The organism is Bacillus litorisediminis (genome assembly GCF_022808645.1).
In the GTDB taxonomy this organism is placed as follows: Bacteria; Bacillota; Bacilli; order Bacillales; family JC228; genus Bacillus_BF; species Bacillus_BF litorisediminis.
On record NZ_JAKZKT010000026.1, the window covers coordinates 14291 to 40580 of the forward strand.

Annotated in this window: 25 protein-coding genes; 24 read left to right on the forward strand and 1 reads right to left on the reverse strand. The window is 37.8% G+C overall.

What is annotated here, in order from left to right:
- Window positions 1-43: 43 nt before the first annotated feature.
- The 6 genes from mnmG (at window position 44) to MLE14_RS13820 (ending at window position 6607) form a co-directional block, all read left to right on the forward strand.
- Window positions 44-1936 carry a tRNA uridine-5-carboxymethylaminomethyl(34) synthesis enzyme MnmG gene (gene mnmG / locus MLE14_RS13795; RefSeq protein WP_243298974.1) on the forward strand — a complete coding sequence of 631 codons (1893 nt, stop codon included), beginning with the start codon at window positions 44-46 and terminating at the stop codon, window positions 1934-1936.
- A 169-nt stretch (window positions 1937-2105) separates the two neighbouring features.
- Window positions 2106-2822 carry a 16S rRNA (guanine(527)-N(7))-methyltransferase RsmG gene (gene rsmG, locus MLE14_RS13800; RefSeq protein ID WP_243298976.1) on the forward strand — a complete coding sequence of 239 codons (717 nt, stop codon included), beginning with the start codon at window positions 2106-2108 and terminating at the stop codon, window positions 2820-2822.
- A gap of 115 nt (window positions 2823-2937) precedes the next feature.
- Entirely contained in the window at window positions 2938-3798 is an 861-nt protein-coding gene (noc, locus tag MLE14_RS13805) for a nucleoid occlusion protein (protein ID WP_243298978.1), read from the forward strand.
- 247 nt (window positions 3799-4045) lie between these two features.
- Window positions 4046-4807: a ParA family protein gene (locus MLE14_RS13810; protein WP_243298979.1), complete on the forward strand. Its 762-nt coding sequence runs from the start codon at window positions 4046-4048 to the stop codon at window positions 4805-4807.
- Entirely contained in the window at window positions 4800-5639 is an 840-nt protein-coding gene (locus tag MLE14_RS13815) for a ParB/RepB/Spo0J family partition protein (protein WP_243298980.1), read from the forward strand. The genes MLE14_RS13810 and MLE14_RS13815 overlap by 8 nt, the downstream gene beginning before the upstream one ends.
- A gap of 251 nt (window positions 5640-5890) precedes the next feature.
- Window positions 5891-6607: a DUF554 domain-containing protein gene (locus tag MLE14_RS13820; protein WP_243299033.1), complete on the forward strand. Its 717-nt coding sequence runs from the start codon at window positions 5891-5893 to the stop codon at window positions 6605-6607.
- Window positions 6608-6679: 72 nt separating this feature from the next.
- Here MLE14_RS13820 and yyaC read toward each other — a convergent pair whose 3' ends face one another.
- Window positions 6680-7303 (reverse strand): spore protease YyaC, encoded by a 624-nt coding sequence (yyaC, locus tag MLE14_RS13825; RefSeq protein WP_243298981.1) that lies wholly within the window; start codon window positions 7301-7303, stop codon window positions 6680-6682.
- A gap of 188 nt (window positions 7304-7491) precedes the next feature.
- Between yyaC and MLE14_RS13830 the strand changes: the two genes are divergently transcribed.
- The 18 genes from MLE14_RS13830 (at window position 7492) to MLE14_RS13915 (ending at window position 26201) form a co-directional block, all read left to right on the forward strand.
- Complete coding sequence (locus MLE14_RS13830; RefSeq protein WP_243298982.1) at window positions 7492-8367, forward strand: mechanosensitive ion channel family protein; 876 nt, start codon at window positions 7492-7494, stop codon at window positions 8365-8367.
- A gap of 17 nt (window positions 8368-8384) precedes the next feature.
- Window positions 8385-8588, forward strand: a complete 204-nt coding sequence (locus MLE14_RS13835; RefSeq protein WP_279326842.1) for a DUF951 domain-containing protein — start codon at window positions 8385-8387, stop codon at window positions 8586-8588.
- 62 nt (window positions 8589-8650) lie between these two features.
- The gene (locus MLE14_RS13840) at window positions 8651-8902 is read left to right on the forward strand and encodes a DUF2164 domain-containing protein (protein ID WP_243298983.1); all 252 of its coding nucleotides are present in this window, start codon (window positions 8651-8653) and stop codon (window positions 8900-8902) included.
- 427 nt (window positions 8903-9329) lie between these two features.
- A complete protein-coding gene (gene ychF, locus MLE14_RS13845) occupies window positions 9330-10430 on the forward strand; it encodes a redox-regulated ATPase YchF (RefSeq protein WP_243298985.1) in 1101 nt (366 codons plus the stop codon).
- Window positions 10431-10651: 221 nt separating this feature from the next.
- A complete protein-coding gene (rpsF, locus tag MLE14_RS13850; protein ID WP_243298987.1) occupies window positions 10652-10939 on the forward strand; it encodes a 30S ribosomal protein S6 in 288 nt (95 codons plus the stop codon).
- A 64-nt stretch (window positions 10940-11003) separates the two neighbouring features.
- The gene (ssb, locus tag MLE14_RS13855; protein WP_243298988.1) at window positions 11004-11507 is read left to right on the forward strand and encodes a single-stranded DNA-binding protein; all 504 of its coding nucleotides are present in this window, start codon (window positions 11004-11006) and stop codon (window positions 11505-11507) included.
- 48 nt (window positions 11508-11555) lie between these two features.
- Window positions 11556-11792, forward strand: a complete 237-nt coding sequence (rpsR, locus tag MLE14_RS13860; RefSeq protein WP_243298991.1) for a 30S ribosomal protein S18 — start codon at window positions 11556-11558, stop codon at window positions 11790-11792.
- Between the two features lie 169 nt (window positions 11793-11961).
- Entirely contained in the window at window positions 11962-12909 is a 948-nt protein-coding gene (locus tag MLE14_RS13865; protein ID WP_243298992.1) for a YybS family protein, read from the forward strand.
- A 33-nt stretch (window positions 12910-12942) separates the two neighbouring features.
- Entirely contained in the window at window positions 12943-14916 is a 1974-nt protein-coding gene (locus tag MLE14_RS13870; RefSeq protein WP_243298993.1) for a DHH family phosphoesterase, read from the forward strand.
- Window positions 14913-15362, forward strand: coding sequence for a 50S ribosomal protein L9 (gene rplI / locus MLE14_RS13875; RefSeq protein WP_243298994.1), 450 nt, complete (start codon window positions 14913-14915; stop codon window positions 15360-15362). Before MLE14_RS13870 ends, rplI begins: the two co-directional genes overlap by 4 nt.
- 205 nt (window positions 15363-15567) lie before the next feature.
- Window positions 15568-16929 (forward strand): replicative DNA helicase, encoded by a 1362-nt coding sequence (gene dnaB, locus MLE14_RS13880; RefSeq protein ID WP_243298995.1) that lies wholly within the window; start codon window positions 15568-15570, stop codon window positions 16927-16929.
- A 235-nt stretch (window positions 16930-17164) separates the two neighbouring features.
- Window positions 17165-18451 carry an adenylosuccinate synthase gene (locus MLE14_RS13885; protein ID WP_243298996.1) on the forward strand — a complete coding sequence of 429 codons (1287 nt, stop codon included), beginning with the start codon at window positions 17165-17167 and terminating at the stop codon, window positions 18449-18451.
- A gap of 427 nt (window positions 18452-18878) precedes the next feature.
- Window positions 18879-20345: a M23 family metallopeptidase gene (locus tag MLE14_RS13890; protein WP_243298998.1), complete on the forward strand. Its 1467-nt coding sequence runs from the start codon at window positions 18879-18881 to the stop codon at window positions 20343-20345.
- Window positions 20346-20658: 313 nt separating this feature from the next.
- Window positions 20659-21369: a response regulator YycF gene (yycF, locus tag MLE14_RS13895; protein WP_243298999.1), complete on the forward strand. Its 711-nt coding sequence runs from the start codon at window positions 20659-20661 to the stop codon at window positions 21367-21369.
- A 9-nt stretch (window positions 21370-21378) separates the two neighbouring features.
- Window positions 21379-23202: a cell wall metabolism sensor histidine kinase WalK gene (walK, locus tag MLE14_RS13900; RefSeq protein WP_243299001.1), complete on the forward strand. Its 1824-nt coding sequence runs from the start codon at window positions 21379-21381 to the stop codon at window positions 23200-23202.
- On the forward strand, window positions 23199-24587 hold the full coding sequence (locus MLE14_RS13905; protein ID WP_243299003.1) for a YycH family regulatory protein: 1389 nt from the start codon (window positions 23199-23201) through the stop codon (window positions 24585-24587). Before walK ends, MLE14_RS13905 begins: the two co-directional genes overlap by 4 nt.
- Complete coding sequence (locus tag MLE14_RS13910) at window positions 24574-25401, forward strand: two-component system regulatory protein YycI (RefSeq protein ID WP_243299005.1); 828 nt, start codon at window positions 24574-24576, stop codon at window positions 25399-25401. The genes MLE14_RS13905 and MLE14_RS13910 overlap by 14 nt, the downstream gene beginning before the upstream one ends.
- A 5-nt stretch (window positions 25402-25406) precedes the next feature.
- Window positions 25407-26201 carry an MBL fold metallo-hydrolase gene (locus MLE14_RS13915; RefSeq protein ID WP_243299006.1) on the forward strand — a complete coding sequence of 265 codons (795 nt, stop codon included), beginning with the start codon at window positions 25407-25409 and terminating at the stop codon, window positions 26199-26201.
- The last annotated feature ends 89 nt before the right edge of the window (window positions 26202-26290 follow it).

Consider the following 26290-nt stretch of genomic DNA (forward strand, 5'->3'; position numbering starts at 1 on the left):
TTATGATATAAGAAAGATTTTGATTGTAGAGGAGGCTTATTGCATGCAGCAATATGATGCTGGAAACTATGATGTTATCGTTATAGGAGCAGGGCATGCGGGTTGTGAAGCAGGCTTAGCATCAGCGAGACTTGGTGCTAAAACACTTATGATCACCATTAATTTAGATATGGTTGCTTTTATGCCATGTAATCCCTCTGTTGGCGGTCCGGCAAAAGGAATTGTGGTTCGTGAGATTGATGCGCTAGGCGGAGAAATGGCTAAAAATATAGATAAAACTCATATTCAAATGAGAATGTTAAATACAGGCAAAGGCCCTGCAGTACGGGCGTTAAGGGCTCAGGCTGATAAATTTTCTTATCAGCATGAAATGAAAAAAACTTTAGAAGATACACCGAATCTCACCCTGATTCAGGGAATGGTTGAGCGATTAATTGTGGAAGACGGAGAATGCCGTGGCGTTATTACTAAAACAGGTGCCACCTATCGTTCAAAAACAGTCGTTATTACAACAGGCACCTTCTTAAGAGGAGAGATTATTCTTGGTGAGCTTAAATATTCAAGCGGTCCAAATAATCAGCAGCCATCCATTAAGCTTTCTGAGCATTTGGAAGAGCTAGGCTTTGAATTAGTTCGATTTAAGACCGGAACTCCGCCTAGAGTAAACAGTCATACAATTGATTATTCTAAAACGGAAATTCAGCCTGGTGACGATGAGCCAAGAGCCTTTTCTTATGAAACGACAAAGTATATAACAGATCAGCTGCCATGCTGGCTAACCTATACCAATGATCAAACACATCAAATTATTGATGCGAACCTTCATCGTTCTCCGATGTATTCAGGCATGATAAAAGGAACGGGACCACGTTATTGTCCGTCTATTGAGGATAAAGTTGTTCGCTTTCATGATAAGCCAAGACATCAAATCTTCTTAGAGCCAGAAGGTCGTAATACGCACGAAGTGTATGTACAGGGTCTCTCAACTAGTCTGCCTGAAGATGTTCAAGCCAAAATCCTAAGAACGATTCCGGGCTTAGAAAATGTCCAAATGATGAGAGCAGGATATGCAATTGAGTATGATGCAATTGTTCCAACTCAATTATGGCCGACGCTAGAAACGAAAAAAGTAAAAAGTCTCTACACTGCTGGACAAATCAATGGAACATCCGGATATGAAGAAGCAGCAGGACAAGGCATAATGGCAGGAATAAATGCGGCACGGAGAGCACTTGGCAAAGAAGAGCTTATTTTAAGCCGTTCTGATGCTTATATTGGGGTTCTGATTGATGATTTAGTTACAAAAGGAACCAATGAGCCTTATCGCCTCTTAACTTCAAGAGCGGAATATCGCCTGCTTTTACGCCATGACAATGCCGATTTGAGATTAACCGAAATAGGCTATAATATTGGTTTAATCAGTGAAGAAAGATATCAAAGATTCATGAAGAAAAAAGCTGAGATTGAGGCCGAGAAAGAACGGTTACAGTCCATTATGATCAAACCAAATGCGAAGACACAAGAATTAATCAGAAGTGTCGGCGGAAGTGAACTAAAAGATGGAATTCGTGCAATTGACCTGCTTAAGAGACCGGAAATTTCGTATACCCATATTCATCAATTAGCACCTGCTGAAGTGGAATTAGATCAGGAAGTAACAGAGCAGGTGGAAATTCAGGTGAAATATCAAGGTTATATTGAAAAATCATTGCAGCAAGTGGAAAGATTAAAGAAAATGGAGAATAAGAAAATCCCGGTTGATATCGATTACGATGCAATTAATGGATTAGCAACAGAAGCCCGGCAAAAATTAAAGCAAGTTCGTCCTTTGTCGATTGCTCAAGCATCCAGGATTTCAGGGGTGAACCCAGCCGATATCTCCATTCTTCTAGTCTATATCGAACAAGGTAAAATTGCGAAGGTATCCAATCAATAAATAGTTTCTTCAGGAAAGCAGAACAAAGTTAAATGTCACATAACATTAATTTGTATATAGCTATTCTGCTTTCCTTATACATATTGATGTGAAAACTACAAGATACAGTTTATCACAGTGAAACAGCTAATTTTAGAGAATATGCCTTGCCCAAAAAGGAAGTGGCTTTATGAACGAATCGGAATTTCATGATCTTTTAGTGGAAAAAGGGATTTCCTTAACACAAACTCAAATCAATCAGTTTAAGCTTTATTATGAACTGCTGATTGATTGGAATGAAAAGATTAATTTAACTGCTATCACAGAGCGTAATGAAGTATATGAAAAACATTTTTATGATTCTATTTCTGCAGCTTTTTACTCACCTATTGAAAATATTCAATCTTTATGTGATGTAGGAGCGGGTGCAGGATTTCCAAGTATCCCATTAAAAATATGTTTTCCCCATTTACATGTAACGATTGTTGATTCTCTTAATAAAAGAATCTCCTTTTTAGAGGAGCTTGTTTCGAGGTTGAAGCTAGAAAATGTCCAGCTTTTTCACGCAAGAGCAGAAGAATTTGGCAGACAACCTGAACATCGTGAGCAATACGATGCAGTAACGGCCAGAGCAGTTGCAAGAATGTCTGTTTTAAGTGAATTATGTTTGCCGCTTGTCAAACTGGACGGATTATTTATTGCGTTAAAAGGTTCTCTTGGAAATGAAGAGTGGACAGCTGGCAAAAAAGCAGTTTCTATTTTAGGAGGAAAACTTGTTGATCAAGTTTCATTTAATCTCCCTTACGAAGAACATAAACGTACGATATACTTAATTAAGAAGGTAAAACCGACTCCAAAAAAATACCCGCGCAAACCCGGGATGCCGAATAAGCAGCCACTGGAGTAAAATGTTTCACGTGAAACATTTGTAATACCTTTGTAGAAAATGTCCAAAAAAGCAGGAACTTATCAGCTGGACAGAGAATAGTTAACGAGGGAGTTTCTTAAAGGTGGTGTAGGAGATGAAAAGTCCATTTTCACGTTTTTTCGGGGTTGTTGAGAAGGAAACAGAAGAAGCTGAAGTGAAATGGGAAGATCATGAGGTGGACATGGAAAAGGTCGAGAAAATTCCCATTTCTAACATTGTTCCAAACCGATATCAGCCTCGAACTGTATTTGACGATGAAAAAATAGAAGAACTTGCAAGAACGATTCATACTCATGGCATAATTCAACCAATTGTTGTTAGACATGCTGAAGATGGGCTATATGAAATCATTGCAGGAGAAAGAAGATTTAGAGCTGTTCAATTATTGGAATGGGAGACAATTCCTGCAATTATAAAAAATTTTAACGACACGGAAACAGCATCAGTAGCTTTAATTGAAAATCTCCAACGTGAAGAGCTATCACCCATTGAGGAAGCAATTGCTTATGGGAAACTCTTAGAATTACATAACTTAACTCAAGAGGCTTTAGCTCAACGCTTAGGAAAGGGACAATCAACGGTAGCCAATAAACTCCGCTTATTAAAACTGCCGGAAGAAGTACAAGCTGCCCTATTAAATAAGCAAATTACGGAACGTCATGCTCGTGCTCTTATTCCTTTAAAGGATCCGAAGAAACAAGTGATGCTGCTGCAGGAAATTATTGAAAAGCAATTAAATGTGAAGCAAACAGAAGATCGGGTCGTTAAATTATTAGATAAAAATCAGGAAAAGCCAAAGATGAAAAGAAAGGCTTTTAGCAAGGATATGAGAATTGCCGTCAATACAATTCGTCAATCTCTATCAATGGTCCATGACAGCGGGATTCACTTAGATTCAAAAGAAGAAGAATTTGATGATTTTTATCAGTTTACCATTCGAATACCAAAGAAATAATACATTTTTACTATTCTTTAATGGGTGGGAAGGACAATAAACCTTCTCACTTTTTTTGTTATTTCTGATTAATAGAGAGAAAAAATGCATCTTACTCGATAATCCTATTCTGGTTTTATAAAAAGGTTAATAGATTTGAATGATGAATTTGCAGACAGTTTTCTTCTATTTTTCTTAGCCTTTCTGATTTTTCGTGATACAATAGAGTACATGATGATAGAATTGTAAGTTGAAGGTAGGTGACATCGTGGGCAAGATCATTGCGATTGCCAACCAAAAAGGCGGAGTTGGAAAAACAACAACGTGTGTAAATCTTGGGGCATGTTTAGCATACATAGGAAAAAAGGTTTTGCTCGTCGACGTCGATCCCCAGGGGAATGCAACAAGTGGGGTTGGTATCGATAAAGCAGATGTCGAACATTGTGTGTACGATATTTTAGTCGAGGATACAGATGCGGAAAAAGTCATACAAGCAACAAAAGTGGAAAATCTTTATGCAATTCCAGCAACGATTCAGCTGGCAGGTGCAGAAATAGAGCTTGTTCCAACAATTTCCCGCGAAGTTCGCCTTAAAAGAGCATTAGAAAATCTTAAGGAAGAATATGACTTTATCATTATTGACTGTCCTCCATCTTTAGGTCTTCTTACACTTAATGCACTAACAGCCTCAGATGCAGTGTTAATTCCGGTTCAATGTGAATACTACGCACTTGAGGGACTGAGTCAATTGTTAAACACTGTTCGACTTGTACAGAAGCATTTAAATAACCAGTTAATGATTGAAGGAGTACTTTTAACCATGCTTGATGCCAGAACCAATCTTGGTATTCAAGTCATTGAAGAAGTGAAAAAATACTTCCAAGAAAAAGTCTTTCAAACTATTATTCCGAGAAATATACGGTTAAGTGAAGCACCAAGCCACGGAGAGCCTATTATTTTATATGATCCTAAGTCCAGAGGAGCAGAAGTATATTTAGATTTGGCAAAGGAAGTGGTGGCGAATGGCTAAAGGACTCGGTAAAGGAATTAATGCACTATTTTCAAATTTAGAAGTAGGAAATGAGGAAACTGTTCAGGAAGTTAAAATAAGCGATATTCGTCCTAATCCCTACCAGCCTCGAAAGCTATTTAAACCAGAAGCAATTGAGGAGCTAAAGGAATCGATTTTAGAACATGGTGTTCTCCAGCCAATTATTTTAAGAAAAAGTATTAAAGGGTATGAAATTGTAGTTGGAGAAAGACGGTACCGGGCTGCAAAAGAAGCAAAGCTTAAAGTCATTCCAGCTGTTATACGGGATCTTTCCGAAAAACAGATGATGGAATTAGCAGTGCTTGAAAACTTGCAACGTGAAGATCTGACTCCAATTGAAGAAGCACAAGCTTACCAAAAGCTCATTGAAAAGTTAAATATGACCCAGGAACAGCTAGCGAAGCGGCTAGGGAAAAGCAGACCGCATATTGCCAATCATGTTCGTTTACTATCGCTACCGCCTGAAATTCAAGGACACATCACAGATGGAAAGATCTCTATGGGACATGGCAGAGCCTTACTGGGTTTAAGGAATAAAGACCTTATGAAACAAGTTGTCGAAAAAGTTATAAAGGAACAACTCAATGTACGTCAACTTGAAGAATTAATTGTAAGATTGAATGATAATGTTTCACGTGAAACAAAACCTAAACCTAAAAAGGATATTTTTGTAAAAGAGCAAGAAGAGATTCTTCGCGAACGGTTTGGAACAACGGTAAACATTGTTCAGACAAAGAAAAAGGGGAAAATTGAGATAGAGTTTTTCTCTAAAGAGGACCTCCAGCGGATTCTCGATTTACTAGATAAATAGAAAAAATTTTAACCATCGTGATGATGGTTCTTTTTTTATGAGTCAAAAAAGTATAAGATTTTAACGTTGAGAAAAAACATCTGCCCATTAAACAAGTAGTTGGAGAAAGCAATTTCTTAGTGCAGAGTTTTAAAATGCACTGAAAATGAAAGACATCATGAATGTAAGGTTCATAGTCGACTATCTTTTATAGGTTTAGTTGGATGGGTTTCTTGCATTCTAGCGGGGAAAGGTTCTGGGTTGTGAATGAAATGGTACTTTTAGGCACTATTGTTAATGGAATAACGATTATTTTAGGTACTGTCATTGGGAAATTTTTATCTAAGATTCCCGATAGAATGAAAAACACAGTCATTCATGGGATTGGTCTTGCTGTAACTGTTCTCGGTATCCAAATGGCACTAAAAACTGAACAATTTTTATTCGTGATTTTAAGTCTTGTTCTTGGTGCTGTAATCGGTGAATGGATCGATTTAGATGACAAGTTAAACAAATGCGGACAATGGCTGGAAAAGAAAATGGGGAAAATAGGGAGTGGCCAAATATCCCAAGGGTTTGTTACAGCAACCTTAATATTTGTAATTGGAGCTATGGCCGTTTTAGGAGCTTTAGACAGCGGTATCAAAAATGATCATGATATTTTAATTACGAAAGCCATTATTGATGGATTTACTGCTCTCATTTTAACAACTACTCTCGGAATTGGAGTGATTTTTTCCTTCATTCCGGTTGTTCTCTATCAGGGAACCATTGCATTGCTTGCAGCCAAAATTGTAGCACTTGTACCAGAGTCTCTTTTAGATCAAATGATTGTCGAGCTGACGGCAACCGGTGGTGTTATGATAATGGCTATCGGTTTGAATTTAGCTGGAATTACAAAAATCCGAGTGGCAAATCTGCTGCCAGGGATTTTAGTTGTACTCGTTTTAGTAGCTCTTGTATTTAATCTTCAAAGCTTTTTTAATTAGGGAATAGAAAAAAGAAAAGAGTAAGGACTGTACAAAAAATACCGGGCTAAAAAGCCCGGTTTTCTTAACAATTTATATAGAATTTTCCTGATCTACATCTAATTGCAAGTATTCTTCAATCTGTATTTTTCGATTTAGGTGAAGACCAGCTTGATATATACCCTCTGCCATGGTTTTAGCCATTTTTAAAACAAGATTTAATCGGGTATTTTGTAAAACGAAAAACTCCATGAACCCACTTACATTGACTATGCCAGTCATGTGGGCATCTCCTACTTGCGGGAGATCTTTATTGACCCCTGCTCCTGGCTTGACAGGACCTTCACCAAGAATAATATGCCCAACACTCTTGATCCGTCCTAAACATGCATCAATTCCGATTATAAACGGATTATTGTGTTTTTCTTCAATCATTTTCAGTTTATCGACCAAATTCACAGCATGAATCGGGTCATCCAATGTACCGTAAATCGAAAAAGGTAAGTTTCCTTTTTCAGACAATAGTGTGCCGACAAAAGGTCCTAAGGAATCTCCTGTTGATCGGTCTGTACCAATACAAACAAAAACAATGGGTCGAGCCGCAGCAGGAAGTAATTGTTGAATATGTGAAGCCAAAGCTTGAACTGCATGTTCATCATCATAGGGAATTCTAACAGTTCCGCCAGATCGTTCAAAAAAATAGGGCTTAAATTTCATAGGTCCTTCTCCTTCTGAATGGTAGTAACAGTATACGGAGAAATCACCAAATGTATACATAAACACCATTAGTTTGTCTACGTATCTTCAATTAAATAATGCACATATCTCTTTTAAAACGATATGTATCTTGCTAAAATAGGGATACTTATTTTATAAGGTTGTAAGTTTTTAAACGAGGTGAAAATGTGATTTACATAGAAAAATTTCTTCAGTCTATCCAGGAAAAATTATTGAATGAACAAACTTGGATTGAAGTAGGTCAAGATGCAATCAAAATAATCCTGATTTTGGTTTTGGCAGCCATTTTCGTAAAAATTGCAAAATCAAGTATTGCTAAAATCTTTGTTGTTCGTTCAAAGGCACCGCTTCGAATTTCGGAGCGAAGAGAAGCCACCTTGCTGAAGCTCATGCAAAATGTTACAACGTATATCGTTTATTTTTTAGCCATCATGATGATTTTAGATATGTTTATGGATATAAGGACCATTATCGCGGGAGCTGGGATTGTCGGACTAGCAGTAGGTTTTGGGGCACAAAGCTTAGTAAAAGATATTATCTCCGGATTTTTTATCATTTTTGAGGATCAGTTTTCTGTTGGAGATTATGTACGAATAAACCAGGCCGAAGGTACAGTTGAGGAAATCGGATTACGGATTACAAAGATTAAAAGCTGGACAGGAGAGCTTCATATTTTCCCGAATGGATCGATTGTAGAAGTTACTAATTTTTCAATCCATAATAGTTTAGCGATTGTAGATATCAGTATAGCTTATGAAGGCGATATACAGGAAGCTGAAAAGGTCATTACTGAATTCCTTGAAACTCTTCCAGAGCGATATCCTGATATGGTAAAAACCCCTGAATTATTAGGTGTACAAATGTTAGGTGCGTCTGAGGTTGTCTTGCGTGTCATAGCAGAAACAAAACCAATGAAGCATATGCCGATTGCCAGAGCTCTCCGAAAAGAGCTTAAAACCTGTTTAGATGCACATGGCATTGAAATACCGTTTCCACGCATGGTGATGTATACACGGAATGAAAAGCAAAATGAAGTCATATAAAAAGGAAGTGAATCATTTTGGAAACGAAAGATTTTGACTTAAATGATGTTGTTGAGATGAAAAAGTCACATCCGTGCGGTACAAATCGGTGGAAAATCATCAGAGTCGGAATGGATATCCGAATAAAATGCGAAGGCTGTAATCATAGTGTCCTCATGCCACGCAGAGAATTTGTGAAAAAAGTAAAGAAGATTTTGGAGAAACACGAAAAAGAAGCATAGAAAGTGATGCTTCTTTTTTTCTAGAGCTGTTTTTTTAAAAACTAAAAAAGGATGGGTTTGCCATGTATATTCAATTGCCGAAGGAACAGAAGGATCAAATTATAGAGGAAATTCAAAGATTTTTTCTTCAGGAAAAAGGAGATGATTTAGGGATTATAGCTGCTGAAAATATCTTTTCTTTTTTTATGGAAGAGCTGGGTCCCATTCTTTACAATCAAGGAGTTAAGGATGCGAAAAAATTGATAATACAACATCTTCTAAATATAGAGGATGATATTGCTTCTCTAGAGAGGCCCATGAGGAGAAATCGTTAGTATTCTAGGGTGGATGGATAACTGGAATGATCCGGTCACTTGTCTTTTCCTCTATTAGTCTCTATAATTGGTAAAGGTTTAAATATTAAGGCTGTATACGCAAAACATTGTTATTATTAAATATATTTTTTAAACAATAGTGGAATGGAGCGGAAGACACTTGAGTCCTCATAAAATGCATTCGCATTTTCTTCGTGCGATGCTTATGGCTGCCGAAGCCTTCCTTGTCCTGCGGGAAGAAGAGGTGAAACTCTAGACCCCCTAAAGGCAAAGCTGAGGAGGCTCGACTTCCTCCCCGGGGAATCTTGTGTCTGGAGCGCAATGGAACGGACATCTTTACCATTATTAAAACAACAAAGTATAAACAGCTAATGTTAAAATCCAGCTGAAATATTGATAGATATATTTTATTTGAGGAGTGACGAGGATGGCCCTGACAGCCGGTATCGTGGGCTTGCCGAATGTGGGTAAGTCTACATTATTTAATGCAATAACACAAGCTGGTGCAGAATCAGCAAATTATCCGTTTTGTACGATAGACCCAAACGTTGGAATTGTAGAAGTTCCAGATGAACGTCTTGAAAAACTGACCGAATTAATTGTCCCAAAGAAAACGGTTCCTACTACATTTGAATTTACAGATATAGCCGGAATTGTAAAAGGGGCAAGTAAGGGTGAAGGATTAGGGAACAAGTTCCTCTCTCACATTCGCCAAGTGGATGCGATATGTCATGTTGTTCGTTGCTTTGCGGACGATAACATTACTCACGTTTCTGGAAAAGTTGATCCAATCTCTGACATCGAAACGATTAATTTAGAGTTAATTTTAGCTGATTTAGAGTCTGTAGATAAACGAATTGAACGCGTCGGTAAAATGGCGAAACAGAAGGATAAAGATGCTCTAGCTGAACATGAGATCCTTTTGAAGCTAAAAGAAGCTTTTGAAAACGAAAAGCCTGCTAGAACCGTAGAGTTTACTGATGAACAAATGAAAATTGTTAAAGGTTTGCATCTTCTAACCATTAAACCTGTCCTTTATGTTGCAAATGTCGGGGAGGATGATGTGTCAGATCCTTCTTCAAATGAATATGTTCAAAAAGTAAGAAAGTTTGCTGAAGAAGATAACGCCGAAGTCATAGTAGTATGTGCTAAAATCGAAGCAGAAATAGCCGAGCTTGAAGGGGAAGAAAAGAAAATGTTCCTGGCTGAGCTAGGTATTGAACAATCTGGTTTGGATCAGCTGATTAAGGCTGCCTACAGCTTGCTTGGACTAGCTACGTACTTTACTGCGGGTGTTCAGGAAGTAAGAGCCTGGACTTTCCGAAAAGGAATGAAAGCTCCACAATGTGCGGGTATAATCCACTCTGATTTTGAGAGAGGATTTATTCGGGCAGAAACTGTTTCTTATGATGATTTAATGGCAGCAGGATCTATGAATGCTGCTAAAGAAGCAGGAAAAGTTCGGCTCGAAGGTAAAGATTATGAAGTGAAAGACGGGGACATCATCCATTTCCGTTTTAATGTGTAAATAAAAATCAAAAGATAAGAAGCGAGCAGATCTCCCTTCTTATCTTTTTTATTTGACTGATTAAATAATCAGCAACTATATGGACGATACATTAGCATTATGAAGGAGTTTTATTGCTTTTCCTATATGAACATGGTATAATTTCAACTTGTGAGTAATGAATGCATTGCTCCTTGCTCTTTTTAGAAAGAGCCGTTAGACCAAAAGGAGGTGACTGTGAGATGAGAAAGTACGAAATTATGTACATCATCCGCCCAAACATTGAAGATGAAGGTAAAAAAGCATTGGTTGAGCGTTTCAACACTATTTTAACTGATAATGGTGCTGAAGTTCTTGAAGCAAAAGAATGGGGTAAGCGTCGTTTAGCATATGAAATTAACGACTTCCGCGATGGTTACTACCAACTTTTAAAAGTTAATGCTGGTACTGAAGCTGTTAACGAATTCGATCGTTTAGCTCGTATCAACGATGATATCCTTCGTCATATCGTAGTTAAAGAAGAAGATTAATAATAATTAGATTTCATAAAAATGTTTCACGTGAAACATTTTTATAGGTAGAGGAGTTGTTCTGATGTTGAACCGTGTCGTCCTCGTTGGCAGACTTACAAAAGATCCAGATCTTCGTTACACGCCAAGTGGTGTTCCTGTAGCGACTTTTACTCTTGCCGTTAATCGTACCTTTACGAATCAGCAAGGAGAAAGAGAAGCAGACTTTATTAATATCGTTGTTTGGAGAAAACCTGCAGAAAACGTAGCTAACTTTTTGAAAAAAGGCAGCTTAGCTGGTGTAGATGGACGGATCCAAACAAGGAGCTATGAAGGCCAAGATGGCCGAAGAGTGTATGTTACTGAAGTTGTAGCAGAGAGTGTTCAATTCCTTGAACCAAGAAATGCATCGCAAGACCGCGCGGGAAGCGGATTCTCTGGTGGTCAAAGAGAACGGGATTTCGGTTACAATCAGAACCAACCACAACGTAATTATCAGGATAATAACCAATTTTCTCGTCTGGATGACGATCCGTTTGCTGACAATGGTGAACCAATTGACATCTCAGATGATGATTTACCATTCTAATTACGACGTTAAAATATATTTCATTTTAAATGTAAGGGAGGGTATAAAATGGCAGGACGTAAAGGTGGACGTGCGAAGAGACGTAAAGTGTGTTATTTCACAGCTAACAATATTACACACATCGACTACAAAGATGTAGATCTTCTTAAAAAATTCATTTCAGAACGCGGTAAAATTCTTCCACGTCGTGTAACAGGTACAAGTGCGAAGTACCAACGCAAATTGACAGTAGCAATTAAACGTGCTCGTCAAATGGCTCTTCTTCCTTATGTAAGTGGAGAATAAGGGTAATAAACAGCAGCTAGGTTTTTTCCTGGCTGTTTTTTTATGCTCAATAATCCTTGCTTCCCCGAAAAATCATTTATAAAGCTGATAAGGTCTGAAAGTTGAATGTTGTTTTTTTGTCTTTTACAATATAGGTAGTTTTGTTTCTACATTGATTGGGGGAACACTTGTGAATAATACACGAAGACTAACAGAAGGTGCTGTTCTGTTAGCGATTTTCTCGGTTCTATTACTGACTTTTTTGTATGTACCTTATATATCAGTAGTTTCTATGTTTTTTTTGCCATTACCGTTTATCATTTTTACAGTTAAATTTGGGTTTAAAAATAGTGCCGTATTTGGGGTGGCATCCCTTTTCATTTCCTTTATAATTGGATCTTTGTTAGCTATTCCAGTTACTCTTCTTTATGGTTCACTAGGAATGGTAGTAGGTTATGCAATCAGAGAGAAAAAAGGCCGCTTCTTTTTATACATATCGTCTACTCTAACTGTGAGTATTGGATTGCTTCTTCAATACATAGTATCGATCCTATTTTTGGATGTAAATGTAATAGAAGAAACATTTGAGGTAACCAAACAGTCGTTTATCAGGTCTATGGAAATACTTCAAGCATTTGGTCAACAGGTACCTGCTGAATTTACCGAAGAAAATATTGTTACGGTATTTGACATGCTCAAGACATTATTTCCTTCTCTCTTAGTTGTGTCCTCATTTATTGCTGTTTATTTAATCCTGCTGGTATGTGGTACTATATTAAAAAGATTTAAAATGCCACTTCCGGAAAGAATCCCTTTTCGGGAATGGAAATTACCGAGAAGTCTCATTTGGTATTATGTGGGAGTGACGTTAATCAGCTTCTTTGTACCCTTTGAAACAGGTACATTTACCAATATGGCCATTGTTAATCTGGTATTCATGCTTCAGGTTTTATTCACTATTCAGGGATTATCTTTTGTCTTCTTTTTTGCATATAATAAAAGAATAGCAAAAGCCGTTCCTGTCATTGTGGCTATTTTTGCTATGCTTACCCCAATAGGACTTTTACTGATAAGATTATTAGGTATAATTGACATAGGCTTTGATTTAAGACAGCGGGTGAATCAGTCAAAATCTTGATGATCCTATTGAAAGAATAGGAGCTGAAAACAAATGTCTTCACATTTAAAAAAGGGTCTGTTAAAAGCCCCTTTATATGCACTGGTAGTATTAACAGTGTGTTTATTAGCCGTATTAGCCTACTTTCAATGGATTGTAGCCTTAATTGGTTTTGTATTATTTGGCGGCGTATTCTTTTTTCTTCTTTACCGGGAAGATACTCGTGAACAGGAGATTGAACAATATATTTCAACCCTTTCTCACCGGGTGAAAAAGGTAGGGGAAGAGGCATTATTAGAAATGCCAATCGGAATTATGCTTATTAATGATGAGTATATCATTGAATGGGCAAATCCCTATCTGACTTCTAGTTTTGATGAGGAAAGTTTAATTGGCCGTTCCATTTATGATTTAGCAGATGACCTGGTTCCTATTATTAAACAGGAAATCGAATCGGAAAATATTACATTGCATGACCGTAAATTCCGGGTTGTATTTAAACCTGAAGAACGGTTATTATACTTTTTTGATATAACAGAGCAATGGGAAATTGAAAAACGATATAAAGAGGAACAACCCGTAATTTCTATCATATTTCTAGATAATTATGATGAAATGACACAGGGTATGGATGATCAAACCAAAAGCAGTTTAAATAGCCAGGTTACATCGATATTAAACAAATGGGCTAATGATTATGGGATATACTTAAAAAGGGTATCATCAGATCGCTTTATTGCGCTTTATCATGAAAAAGTGTTGCATAAATTGGAAGCGGATAAATTTAGTATATTGGACGTTGTTCGTGAAATAACCTCTAAACAAAATGTCCCACTTACCTTAAGTATAGGGGTCGGTGTAGGTGTCTCATCCCTGATAGAGTTAGGGAGTCTTGCCCAATCCAGCCTCGACTTAAGCCTAGGCCGCGGAGGGGATCAGGTTGCGATAAAACTTCCTGGCGGAAAAGTTAAATTTTACGGTGGTAAAACTAATCCGATGGAGAAACGGACAAGAGTTCGGGCCCGTGTTATCGCTCATGCATTACGAGAGCTGATTGTGGGAAGTGATAATGTCATTATAATGGGTCACAAACGCCCTGATATGGACGCAATTGGATCAGCAATAGGAATATTAAAAATAGTTGAAATCAATGAAAAGACTGGATATGTGGTTGTGAATCAGCAGGATATGGATACGAGCGTGAGCCGCTTAATGAAGGAAGTCAAACTAAAAGAGGACTTATTTTCCCGTTTTATCTCGCCAGAAAGGGCAATGGAACTTGCTACTGAAAATTCCTTGCTGGTCATTGTAGATACACATAAACCATCTATGGTTATTTCAGACAAATTATTGCAAATGATCGATCATATTGTTGTGATCGATCACCATCGCCGGGGAGAAGAATTTGTTCACGATCCTTTACTCGTATACATGGAGCCTTATGCGTCCTCGACAGCAGAATTAGTAACAGAACTTTTAGAATACCAGCCAATGCATAAACGGATTGCAATGCTTGAAGCAACAGCGTTACTTGCTGGTATAATAGTAGACACAAAAAGTTTTACTTTGCGAACGGGGTCAAGAACATTCGATGCCGCTTCTTATTTACGATCACTTGGGGCAGATACCGTTCTTGTTCAGCGCTTTCTTAAGGAAGATATTCAAACATATATCAAAAGAGCTAAACTTATCGAGCATGTTGAGTTCTATAAGGAAGGGATCGCCGTAGCGAAGGGGCCGGAAAACGAGTTTTTTGACCAAATCCTTATTGCAAAAGCAGCTGATACGCTTCTTACTATGGACCAGGTAACCGCATCCTTTGTCATTGCCTACCGCCAAGAAGGAATGGTCAGCATTAGTGCCCGTTCACTGGGAGATGTTAATGTTCAAGTCATTTTAGAACGATTAGGCGGCGGAGGGCATTTATCAAATGCAGCTACACAAATTTCCGATGTAACCATTGAAGAAGCACTTAACCAATTATACGAAGCAATAGATGATTATAAGCAAGGGGGAAGTAAAGAATGAAAGTAATCTTTCTAAAAGACGTTAAAGGGAAAGGAAAAAAAGGAGAAGTCAAAAATGTGGCAGACGGGTATGCCCAAAACTTTTTAATAAAGCAAGGACTTGCTGTTGAAGCTAATAAGAGCAATATTAGCCAGCTCGAGGCCCAAAAGAAAAAAGAGGAAAAAATGGCCAAGGAAGAGCTTCAGGAAGCCCAGGCTCTAAAGTTAAAAATTGAAAAATTAACAGTTGAATTATCGGCAAAAGCTGGTGAAGGCGGGAGACTATTTGGTTCCATTACAAGCAAACAGATTGCGGATGAATTGAAAAAGAAACATGACTTAAAAATAGATAAAAGAAAAATAGAACTTCCAGATGGAATCCGTTCGTTAGGCTATACGAAGGTTCCAGTTAAACTTCATACGGAAGTCACTGCTACATTAAATGTACATGTTAAAGAAGAAAACTAATTTTGCCAACAACTAAATCAAGAGAAACATGATAAAATAAAAAATGTGATCGTTCAGCCGGTCACATTTTTTTAGTGTTTACCTCGAGTTAACAATGAATTAATGATGGAGCTTGAGGCACTAGACAAAAATCCTTAGCCAAAAGAACAGATATCTATTAATATAGTAAGTAAGACAACGAGTGAATGGAAGGGGGCATACTCTCATGAATGAATGGTTTCAGGATCGAATTCCTCCTCAAAATATTGAAGCGGAACAAGCCGTGTTGGGTGCCATCTTTCTTGAACCCTCATCCATTACGGTGGCTTCTGAAATATTAGAACCAGAAGATTTTTATCGTAGTGCTCATGAAAAAATCTTTTACCATATGTTAAAGCTCAACGATTCAGGTGAAGCAGTAGACCTGATCACAGTAACAGAACAGCTTCAGGCAGCCAAGCAGCTTGAGGATATTGGCGGAGTTTCTTACTTAAGTGAACTTGCCGCAAGTGTACCAACGGCAGCGAATATTGATTACTATGCAAAAATAGTAGCGGAAAAGTCATTGTTGCGCAGATTAATTAAGACCGCTACGTCAATTGCACAAGATGGGTATGCCCGCGAAGATGAAGTGGATGAGCTTTTAACAGAAGCTGAAAAGAAAATAATGGAGGTTTCTCAACGAAATAATTCGGGAACCTTTCAAGATATAAAAGATGTATTAGTTAAAACATACGACCAGATTGAAGTTCTTCATAATCGTAAAGGCGATATCACTGGAATTCCCACAGGCTTTGCCGAGTTAGACCGAATGACTGCAGGATTTCAGAAAAATGATCTGATTATTGTTGCAGCACGTCCTTCAGTCGGGAAAACTGCCTTTGCTTTAAACATTGCCCAAAACGTAGCAACTAAAACAAGTGAAAATGTAGCCATCTTTAGTTTAGAAATGGGCGCAGAACAGCTAGTCATGCGGATGCTTTGTGCGGAGGGGAATATTGACGCACAGCGCTTGCGGACCGGATCGCTGACCGATGATGATTGGCGTAAACTAACAATGGCAATGGGAAGTCTTTCAAGAGCGGGAATTTATATTGACGATACACCTGGTATCCGAATTAATGAAATTAGAGCGAAATGCCGGCGCTTAAAACAAGAGCATGGTCTCGGAATGATCTTAATTGATTATCTGCAATTAATTCAGGGGAGTGGTAATTCAAGAGAAAACAGACAGCAGGAGGTATCTGAGATTTCCCGTTCCTTAAAAGGGATAGCCCGTGAGCTTCAGGTACCCGTTATTGCATTATCACAGTTATCCCGTGGAGTCGAACAAAGACAAGATAAACGGCCAATGATGTCGGATATCCGTGAATCGGGATCTATTGAGCAGGATGCAGATATCGTTGCCTTTTTATACCGGGATGACTATTATGATAAAGAATCGGAGAATAAAAACATTATAGAAATTATTATTGCGAAACAAAGAAATGGTCCGGTTGGAACAGTTCAACTCGCTTTTGTGAAGGAATATAATAAATTTGTTAATTTAGAAAGAAGATATGATGACGCAGCTGTCCCAGCTGGATAATCATTTCGCCCCTCCTAATAGCAGGCTGGGGCTTTTATATTTTATAAAATGGCTGGCTATAGAATGGATTAAACAAAAAATGGCAAACTAAGTGAAAATAAGCAATCCATCAATCACGAAATTACGAACAAAAATATTAATATAGTGTGAAATGTTCGTGATTTCATTGACTCCTTCTATTGAAATTGATACACTTAAACAGTCAAAAAAACCAATTGTTGCTGGAGGTGCTCCAATGTCTTCCGTAGTTGTTGTCGGTACACAGTGGGGAGATGAAGGGAAAGGAAAAATTACAGACTTCCTTTCTGAAAATGCAGAGGTAATAGCACGTTATCAAGGCGGAAATAATGCAGGACATACGATCCGTTTTAATGGTACTACGTATAAGCTTCACTTAATTCCATCTGGAATCTTTTATAAAGAGAAAATTTGTGTAATCGGAAATGGTATGGTAGTAGATCCGAAAGCATTAGTCAAAGAGCTTGCCTATTTACATGAACAAGGTGTTACAACTGATAATTTACGAATCTCTAACCGTGCTCATGTTATTCTTCCTTATCATTTAAAGCTCGATGAGGTAGAAGAGGAAAGAAAAGGGGCCAATAAAATTGGAACGACGAAAAAAGGGATTGGCCCAGCTTATATGGATAAAGCTGCAAGGATTGGCATCCGAATTGCCGATTTATTAGATAAAGACGAATTTAAACAAAAACTTAGCCATAATTTAAATGAAAAGAATCGACTTTTAGAAAAATTTTATGAGGTTGAGGGCTTTCAATTAGAAGATATTTTAGATGAGTATTACGAATATGGCCAACAAATTAAACAATATGTTTGTGATACGTCTGTTGTACTCAATGATGCACTCGATGCAGGTAAGCGTGTCCTATTTGAAGGTGCACAAGGAGTCATGCTTGATATTGACCAAGGAACTTACCCATTTGTAACGTCATCCAACCCAGTAGCTGGAGGAGTAACGATTGGATCAGGTGTAGGACCAACAAAAATTGACCACGTCGTTGGCGTATCAAAGGCATATACAACGAGGGTAGGAGACGGTCCGTTCCCGACCGAATTGAAAAATGAAATCGGGGACCAAATCCGTGAAGTCGGAAGGGAATATGGCACAACAACAGGAAGACCGCGCCGAGTAGGATGGTTTGATAGTGTAGTTGTTCGCCATGCGCGGAGAGTGAGCGGGATTACAGATCTTTCTTTAAACTCAATTGATGTTTTAACAGGTATTGAAACTTTAAAAATTTGTGTGGCTTATAAGTATAAAGGCGAAATTATCAATGAGTTCCCTGCCAGTCTTAAGATCTTGGCTGAATGTGAACCCGTTTATGAAGAGCTGCCTGGCTGGAAAGAGGATATTACAGGCTGTAAAACACTTGATGATCTTCCTGTTAATGCAAGACACTATATTGAAAGAGTATCTCAGCTGACAGGGATACCGATTTCTATCTTCTCTGTAGGACCAGATCGCGCCCAAACAAATGTAGTAAGAAGTGTATACAGATAATATGGAGTATATATTGTATGATGTACAGGAGACCGCTGTGTGCAGCGGTCTCTGCCATTTTCAAGACACCTGAATCGAAAAACAGTTCAATCATAAATGTTGAATAACCTTCATACATTGTAAATTAGCATGGAATCTTTCTGCATAAAACGTCGTGTTTTGTCGAATATAGCGGTTAGTGCATTAATACTAGTCCAATATTTTAATAGAGTAGGAAAAAAATAGCATTTACGATTCCATTTTAAGTAAAAAATGGAGTTATGTTGTCAATTATAATACAGTTTTATTACATATTTGGGTCAATTCTTCCCTTTTCCTCATTTTATGGTAGAGTATAAAAGTGTGAATTTATAAGACTATTTTGTAAATAGGACTTTGTCACTATGTGGAAACGAGAGACCTTCTATCACATGAGGGGGATTAAATTATGGCTCATTGGAGACATTTATTGTCGAAATGGAAAGAACCAGTGCAGAAAAAATCGAATTTTCTTGTGAAGGGTACAGTAATCTCTACACTGGCTGTTTCAAGCTTAACATTAGGCTCAGTTAAAGCTAAAACTGAAGAAGAAGCAGGGCTTTCCACTGTTTACCACGTATATGTTGGAAACGAAAGAATCGGCGTGGTAACTAGTAAAGAAGAAATTGAAAAATGGATTAAATCAGAGCTTGATAAAGCAAAAGAAGAATATCAGGGACTTGAATTTACCCTGGAAGAGCAAATTTCATATGTCCCAGAGCAAGTATTTCAAATTGCTACTCAAGACGACTCTGTTATCAATACATTAGAGGATCAAGTACAGGTTCAAGCAGAGGCATTTGCCATTACAGTAAATGGAGAACCCGTTACATATGTAGAAAGTGCTGAACTTGCAAAGCAAATTTTAGATTCTATAAAACAAGCATATGTGTCAAAAGAGGAGCTTGCCCAATTATCTGCAAGCAAAGATGCAGCAGCTGAAACAGCAAGTCCTTCAAAAAATAACGATACTAAGCTTTTAGACGTGCGTTTTACAGAAGAAGTTGCAGTTTCAGAAGAAAAAGTTGCACCTAATGAAATTTTAACCGTTGACGAAGCGTTAAAGCTCTTGCAAAAGGGAACCCTTGAAGAAAAGAAGTATCAGGTTCAAACCGGTGATGTGCTGGGCACAATCGCCGCTAAGCATGACTTAACACTTGCTCAACTGTTAAAGCTTAATCCTGGCCTTGAAGAAGATTCAGTTCTTCAGATTGGTGAGGAATTAAATGTTACAGTATATGAACCAATCATTGATGTCGTTGTGGAATATGAAAAGTATCATGAAGAAGAAATTCCATATGAAACGAAAGTCATTGAAGACGACACAATGTTTAAAGGCGAACAAACAGTCAAACAGGAAGGTCAGTCAGGTGTTGAAGCTGTTACTTACTTAATCCGGGAAGTAAACGGCATAAGAGATGGAAAATCTGTTCTAGACTCAAAGGTTCTCTCTAAGCCAGTAGAAGAAATTATTGTAAAAGGTACGAAAGTAGTACCATCAAGAGGAACTGGTGATTTTATCTGGCCGGCGGTAGGCGGATATATCTCAAGTACCATGGGGTATCGCTGGGGGAAAATGCATCAGGGAATTGATATCGCACGTCCATCCGATCGTACCATTAAGGCTGCGGACAATGGAGTTGTTGTCGAGGCTGGCTGGGACAGCGGTTACGGAAATAAAATAGTAATTGACCACAATAATGGTTACCGTACTGTTTATGCTCATCTGTCATCAATTGGTGTTAGTGTCGGTCAAACCGTACCTCAGGGTTCCAAGATTGGTGTAATGGGTTCAACAGGAAACTCTACAGGTGTTCATCTTCATTTTGAAATCCATAAAAATGGCAAGCTTGTAGATCCATTAAACTATTTTTAATTTTACAAAGCAGATAACGTGCTCTCAGCAAAGGCTGAGAGCTTTTCTATTACGGATTATGATACACGAATCTATGAAACTATGAACTCAAAAATAAAAGAAAAAAATCACGACCGTAGATAAATTTGGTACATGACCCTTCACTTTTTAAAGGATAATAAACAGTAATAATCGAATTATTTAGTCTAGGCATTTCTTTCCTTGAAAAGAAAAAGGTTTACAGATGAAACAAACCAAAATCCGTGATAAAGTAAAAAATAAAAGCTTAAATACGAAGAATCCAATAAAGATTCTCTTTGAAAGGAGAATAAGCATGGAAAAGAAAATACTAGTTGTTGACGATGAAAAACCCATTGCAGATATTTTACAGTTTAACCTAAAAAAAGAAGGCTATGAGGTCTATTGTGCCTACGATGGCAATGAAGCCCTTAAATTAGTTGAAGAAGTAATGCCAGATTTAATATTATTAGACATTATGCTTCCTGGAAAAGATGGTATGGAAGTTTGCAGAGAAATTCGTAAGAAACATGAAATTCCAATTATCATGCTGACAGCAAAAGACTCCGAAATTGATAAAGTCCTCGGTCTAGAGCTTGGAGCGGATGATTATGTGACAAAGCCTTTTAGTACCAGAGAGCTGATTGCCAGAGTCAAAGCCAATATAAGAAGACAACAGCATGTGGCGAGCCAGACAGATGAGCAGGATGAAAATAGAGAGATTGAAGTCGGGGTCCTTACCATTCATCCTGATGCCTATGTTGTTTCAAAACGCGGGGAAACGATTGAATTAACTCATCGTGAGTTTGAATTGCTGCATTATTTAGCGAAGCATATTGGACAAGTTATGACACGTGAACATTTGCTCCAAACTGTATGGGGCTATGATTATTATGGAGATGTCAGAACAGTCGATGTTACGGTTCGAAGATTACGGGAAAAAATCGAGGATAACCCAAGTCACCCAACATGGATTGTAACAAGACGAGGTGTTGGTTATTACTTGCGAAACCCAGATCAGGAGTAATCCGTTTTTATGAAAAAGGTTAGTTTTTTTCAGTCGATACACCTAAAATTTGTGCTGGTTTATGTTCTTCTTATATTAATCGCTATGCAAATTATAGGTGTATACTTTTCAAGGCAGTTAGAAAATCAATTCATTGAGAACTTTCAGAACTCTATTACGGATCGGATGAATCTTCTCTCATATAGTATCGAGGAAGCAATAGCAAAGATTCGGGATGATGAAGATCCCAAATTAGAGGTTGAAGTTAGTGGAATTTTAAGGGGTTATTCCGGCGGAGATATATTAGAAGTACGGGTTATTGATATCAATAAGCGGATTATCGGTACTTCCGAAACAGACAATCAAAACGTCGTTGGGCAAATAACGACAGATAAAGACATACTACAATCAATGGCCTTTGACGTAGTTCAGAAAGCCATATATCGAGACGGCGATACGGGAAACCGAATATGGAAAATTGTCCAGCCCATTAGGATCGAAGGAGAAGTAAGAGGCGCAATTTATTTAAAAGCTGATATTGAGTCCGTATTTGATCAATTGCAGGAAATAAATGATATCTTTGCAAATGCTACAGTGATTGCTTTGTCGATTTCGGTTATTTTAGGAATATTATTGGCCCAAGCGATTTCACGGCCGATTACTGATATGAGAAGACAAGCCCTTGCGATGGCAAAGGGTAATTTTTCAAGGAAGGTTAAGGTTTATGGCCTGGATGAAATTGGACAATTGGCATTAACCTTTAATAACCTGACGAAACGGCTTCAGGAAGCACAAGCAACAACTGAGGGGGAGAGACGGAAGCTTGCCTCTGTTCTTGCTTATATGACTGATGGTGTGATCGCGACTGATCGCAGGGGAAGAATTATCTTGATTAATGAATCTGCGATAGGGCTGTTAAATGTTTCACGTGAAACAGCACTTTCTCAGCAAATAACTACTTTGCTAGGTATTGAAGAGAAGTACACGTTTGAAGATCTGATTAATGAGCAGGAATCAGTTATTCTAGATTATAGCACACCTCACAAACCATATATCTTAAGAGCTAATTTTTCGGTTATCCAAAAGGATTCTGGAATAGTTAATGGTTTAATTGCAGTATTACATGATATTACTGAACAAGAAAAAATTGAAATGGAACGGCGTGAGTTTGTCGCTAATGTTTCTCATGAGCTGCGAACACCATTAACCTCAATGAGAAGTTATTTAGAGGCTTTATCGGATGGGGCGTGGAAGGATGAAGAAATTGCTCCGCGCTTTTTAGAGGTTACACAAACTGAAACTGAGCGCATGATTCGGCTTGTCAATGATCTGCTCCAATTATCGAAAATGGATAGCAAAGACTATCGTTTTCAAAAAGAGATTGTGGATTTCACTATCTTCTTTAATCGTATCATTGACCGGTTTGATATTATTAAAGAACAGCATGTTACCTTTACGAGAGAGCTTCCTTCTAAAACGATATTTGTAGAAATAGATGAAGACAAAATGACACAGGTCCTTGATAATGTTATTTCAAATGCATTAAAGTACTCGCCTGAAGGCGGAAATATTACTTTTAAACTGGAAGAAGGCTCTGATGAGATTCAAATTAGTGTATCAGACGAAGGGGTCGGAATTCCTAAGGATCAAATCAATAAGATCTTTCACCGCTTCTATCGGGTAGATAAGGCAAGATCAAGAAAATTTGGAGGAACAGGACTTGGACTAGCCATTGCAAAGGAAATGGTAGAGGCTCATGGAGGGAAAATATGGGCTGAAAGTAAGGATGAAGTTGGAACTACGATCTTTATTACATTACCTTATGAGCATACTGATGAGGATGATTGGGCATGAAAAATTTAGAAACAATCAAATCAATAGTCTTAACCATTCTTGTCGTTATTAGTCTTGTTCTTACTTATTTTCAATGGATTTATCAGCCAGGTAATGAGGAAAAAGACCTTGATAATTTAGTAGAACCCGTTAAGATCGCGGAGGAACGCGCCCTAGATGAAGTGATTGTCCCTACCCAAGTCCTATTTCACCGCAGTGGAGAAACATATGGAACAGGGAATATCAGCAATATAACAGATATGTATAGCGATATCAAAAAGTGGGACTTTTCCGAAATTGTGGAATACAATCCAGGGGATAACTTTCTTAATCTGGTTCATGGAAATGGCCGTGTAGAATTCATTTTTGATAGTGATGTTTCATTGCAATTATTTAGCCGTATTCAAGGATTTTCTGAAGATAACGTACCAGATAGAATCTTCGACCGAATGGTTCTTGATATGGGGAACTATGACGGAAACAATTTGACTGTCTATTTTGTTAAATACTTCGGCAAAGAGAGAAAAGTTTATAAAACTAATGCCAGTGGAGCCGCTATCAAGCAATTCCAGGATAACTACTACTATCAAAACCCGGAAGGATTTTATGCCTATAAGTATTATGATGTAGACGAATTGCATCGGGTATACTATCCTATCAACGAAAATAGAGATGTTACAATCTACGGATATAATGTTTTGACTAACGAAGTAGAAACCGATCTTTTTAGAGATGCTCTTTTCAGCCAACCTGACAATGTTTCAAGAACGTGGATAGACGGGGGGCGAGAATATAAGGATAGTTCTAGTTTAATGAGGGTGGATAACTCTAGAAATGAGCTGTTTTATGTTAATCCAGCGAACAAACCAGACACTATTATTTCTGAATCGGATATACATCAGAGACAAAACGGGACGGAGACTACTGGTTCGGAAACCAATATACATGAGAGAAGTATTGAATACATTAATAATCATGCTGGCTGGACTGATCAATATATTTATACCAGCTGGGTTGAAAATAAAATATCTTTTATGCTGTATTATCAGGGCTATCCGGTTTACAGTGAGGACATAAAAACCACTATTGATATAATTTGGGGAGAAAAAGGTATATATAAGTACAATCGTCCTGATTTTGATATAAAAATTCGCTTAGGGGATGAAACAGAGAAGAATGAACCAACTGTAACAGAATTGCCCTCCGGCGATTATGTGATTGAAACACTTCTTCAGCAACAACTGGATCCGAAAGACCTCCAAGCTTTAAGAATTGGGTATAAATTAGTCCAGGAATCGAAAGGTTCTGTAATTACACTTAAACCGACATGGCTCTATTTATATGCTGGGAATTGGTTATCAATCACTTTTGGTAATCAAGGAGGGGATAAGATTGGACTGGAGTAGAATAAAAAATATTTTTATTATAGCCTTCTTGATTCTCGATATTTTCCTGCTATTTTGGCTTAAAGAAAAACAAGATAGTGAGAATTTTCCTTTAATGACAGAGGCAACCTTTGAAGAAAAGTTGGAAGCGGCTGATATAGTTGTGGAAAATCTACCAACAGATGTGGGGAAAAATCAGTTTTTAATTAACGCCACAGCTAAGAAATTTTCTGAAGAAGAATTAAATTTACTTACTATGAAAAATCAGGATGTTGAAGTAAAAGACGAAAACCAACAGGTTGTAGAAAAGGACGGAATTGAAATCATTTCAAGGCTAGAGAAACCGATTCAGCTTAATTTTGAAGTGACTTCAGATAATATGAAGCCAATATTAGAGTCAACTGTCTTGTATGGGGATCAATATAGGTTTTGGAATTACAATCAGGATAAGCGGCAGATTATATATTACCAAACTTATAAAGATTTTACCTTATATAACAATAAGAGTGGAAGAATTACATTTTATTTAAACGAAAAAAATGAAATTACCAGCTATGTACAAACGATGTTTAACACGGAGTTTGATGCATATGGAGAACAAGAAATTCTTCAACCGATGCAAGCATTAGAAATTCTCTATTCAAACAGTATGATTAAACAAGGCAGTACAGTCAATAATATTGAACTTGGTTATTATACGCTTGTTCAGTTGACTTCACAGGTTTTGGCACCGACTTGGTATTTTCAGGTAAATGGAGAGGAAAACTATTTCGTTAATGCGACTGAGGAAGGAAGTATTATTGAAATGGACGATCCAAAAACGATAACGGAGTGACAAAAATGTCTTTGTTTTTTAGTGTTTTAGCTAGCGGCAGCAAGGGGAATGCCGCCTATATAGAAACAGACCAGCATCGCTTTTTGGTTGATGCAGGGGTGAGCGGAAGACAGATGGAGGACTTATTCAAACAAATTGATCGAAGTCCTAAAGACTTATCAGGGATTCTCGTGACACATGAACACTCCGATCATATTAAAGGTTTGGGAGTGCTGGCGCGAAAGTACCAGCTTCCCATATATGCCAATGAAAAAACGTGGCAGGCCATGGAAGGGCAAATTGGCGAAATTTCAGTAGACCAAAAGAATATTTTTCGCATGGAGGCAGTTCATTCCTTTGGCAGTTTAGATATTCAATCTTTTGGTGTTTCCCATGATGCGGCAGAACCGATGTTTTATGTATTTCATTACAAAGAAAAGAAACTCGCGATTATCACCGACACAGGTTATGTGAGTGAACGGATGAAGAGTATTATTCATAATGCGGATGCATACATATTCGAAAGTAATCATGATGTGCATATGTTAAGAATGGGAAGATATCCATGGAGCGTCAAACGCAGAATTTTAAGTGATGTTGGCCATGTCTCAAACGAAGACGCAGCCATTGCTATGAGTGAAGTACTTGGAGATCGGACTAAGCGTATATACCTTGCTCATTTAAGTCAGGATAACAACATGAAAGAGCTGGCCAGAATGTCAGTCTCACAAACCTTACAAAGCAAGGGAATCCTAGTCGGAGAAGGCTTTGAACTATATGATACGGATCCAAAAACTGCTACTTCACTAGTAGCTGTATAAAAAATTGGGAAAGAAGCTATACGTAGTTTCGTTCCCTTTTTTTCGGTTATAACATTAAAATAAAGGTTTTTAGCCATGCTTTAAAACCT

What these genes read in the sequence shown, in the direction of transcription:
- MLE14_RS13820 (WP_243299033.1), top strand. Translation starts at nt 5,891, where the DNA reads ATGGTACTTTTAGGCACTATTGTTAATGGAATAACGATTATTTTAGGT.
- rpsF (WP_243298987.1), top strand. Translation starts at nt 10,652, where the DNA reads ATGAGAAAGTACGAAATTATGTACATCATCCGCCCAAACATTGAAGAT.
- MLE14_RS13815 (WP_243298980.1), top strand. Translation starts at nt 4,800, where the DNA reads ATGGCTAAAGGACTCGGTAAAGGAATTAATGCACTATTTTCAAATTTA.
- yycF (WP_243298999.1), top strand. Translation starts at nt 20,659, where the DNA reads ATGGAAAAGAAAATACTAGTTGTTGACGATGAAAAACCCATTGCAGAT.
- MLE14_RS13915 (WP_243299006.1), top strand. Translation starts at nt 25,407, where the DNA reads ATGTCTTTGTTTTTTAGTGTTTTAGCTAGCGGCAGCAAGGGGAATGCC.
- mnmG (WP_243298974.1), top strand. Translation starts at nt 44, where the DNA reads ATGCAGCAATATGATGCTGGAAACTATGATGTTATCGTTATAGGAGCA.
- noc (WP_243298978.1), top strand. Translation starts at nt 2,938, where the DNA reads ATGAAAAGTCCATTTTCACGTTTTTTCGGGGTTGTTGAGAAGGAAACA.
- rpsR (WP_243298991.1), top strand. Translation starts at nt 11,556, where the DNA reads ATGGCAGGACGTAAAGGTGGACGTGCGAAGAGACGTAAAGTGTGTTAT.
- ychF (WP_243298985.1), top strand. Translation starts at nt 9,330, where the DNA reads ATGGCCCTGACAGCCGGTATCGTGGGCTTGCCGAATGTGGGTAAGTCT.
- yyaC (WP_243298981.1), bottom strand. Translation starts at nt 7,303, where the DNA reads ATGAAATTTAAGCCCTATTTTTTTGAACGATCTGGCGGAACTGTTAGA.
- rplI (WP_243298994.1), top strand. Translation starts at nt 14,913, where the DNA reads ATGAAAGTAATCTTTCTAAAAGACGTTAAAGGGAAAGGAAAAAAAGGA.
- walK (WP_243299001.1), top strand. Translation starts at nt 21,379, where the DNA reads ATGAAAAAGGTTAGTTTTTTTCAGTCGATACACCTAAAATTTGTGCTG.
- MLE14_RS13870 (WP_243298993.1), top strand. Translation starts at nt 12,943, where the DNA reads ATGTCTTCACATTTAAAAAAGGGTCTGTTAAAAGCCCCTTTATATGCA.
- MLE14_RS13890 (WP_243298998.1), top strand. Translation starts at nt 18,879, where the DNA reads ATGGCTCATTGGAGACATTTATTGTCGAAATGGAAAGAACCAGTGCAG.
- dnaB (WP_243298995.1), top strand. Translation starts at nt 15,568, where the DNA reads ATGAATGAATGGTTTCAGGATCGAATTCCTCCTCAAAATATTGAAGCG.
- rsmG (WP_243298976.1), top strand. Translation starts at nt 2,106, where the DNA reads ATGAACGAATCGGAATTTCATGATCTTTTAGTGGAAAAAGGGATTTCC.
- MLE14_RS13905 (WP_243299003.1), top strand. Translation starts at nt 23,199, where the DNA reads ATGAAAAATTTAGAAACAATCAAATCAATAGTCTTAACCATTCTTGTC.
- MLE14_RS13885 (WP_243298996.1), top strand. Translation starts at nt 17,165, where the DNA reads ATGTCTTCCGTAGTTGTTGTCGGTACACAGTGGGGAGATGAAGGGAAA.
- MLE14_RS13840 (WP_243298983.1), top strand. Translation starts at nt 8,651, where the DNA reads ATGTATATTCAATTGCCGAAGGAACAGAAGGATCAAATTATAGAGGAA.
- ssb (WP_243298988.1), top strand. Translation starts at nt 11,004, where the DNA reads ATGTTGAACCGTGTCGTCCTCGTTGGCAGACTTACAAAAGATCCAGAT.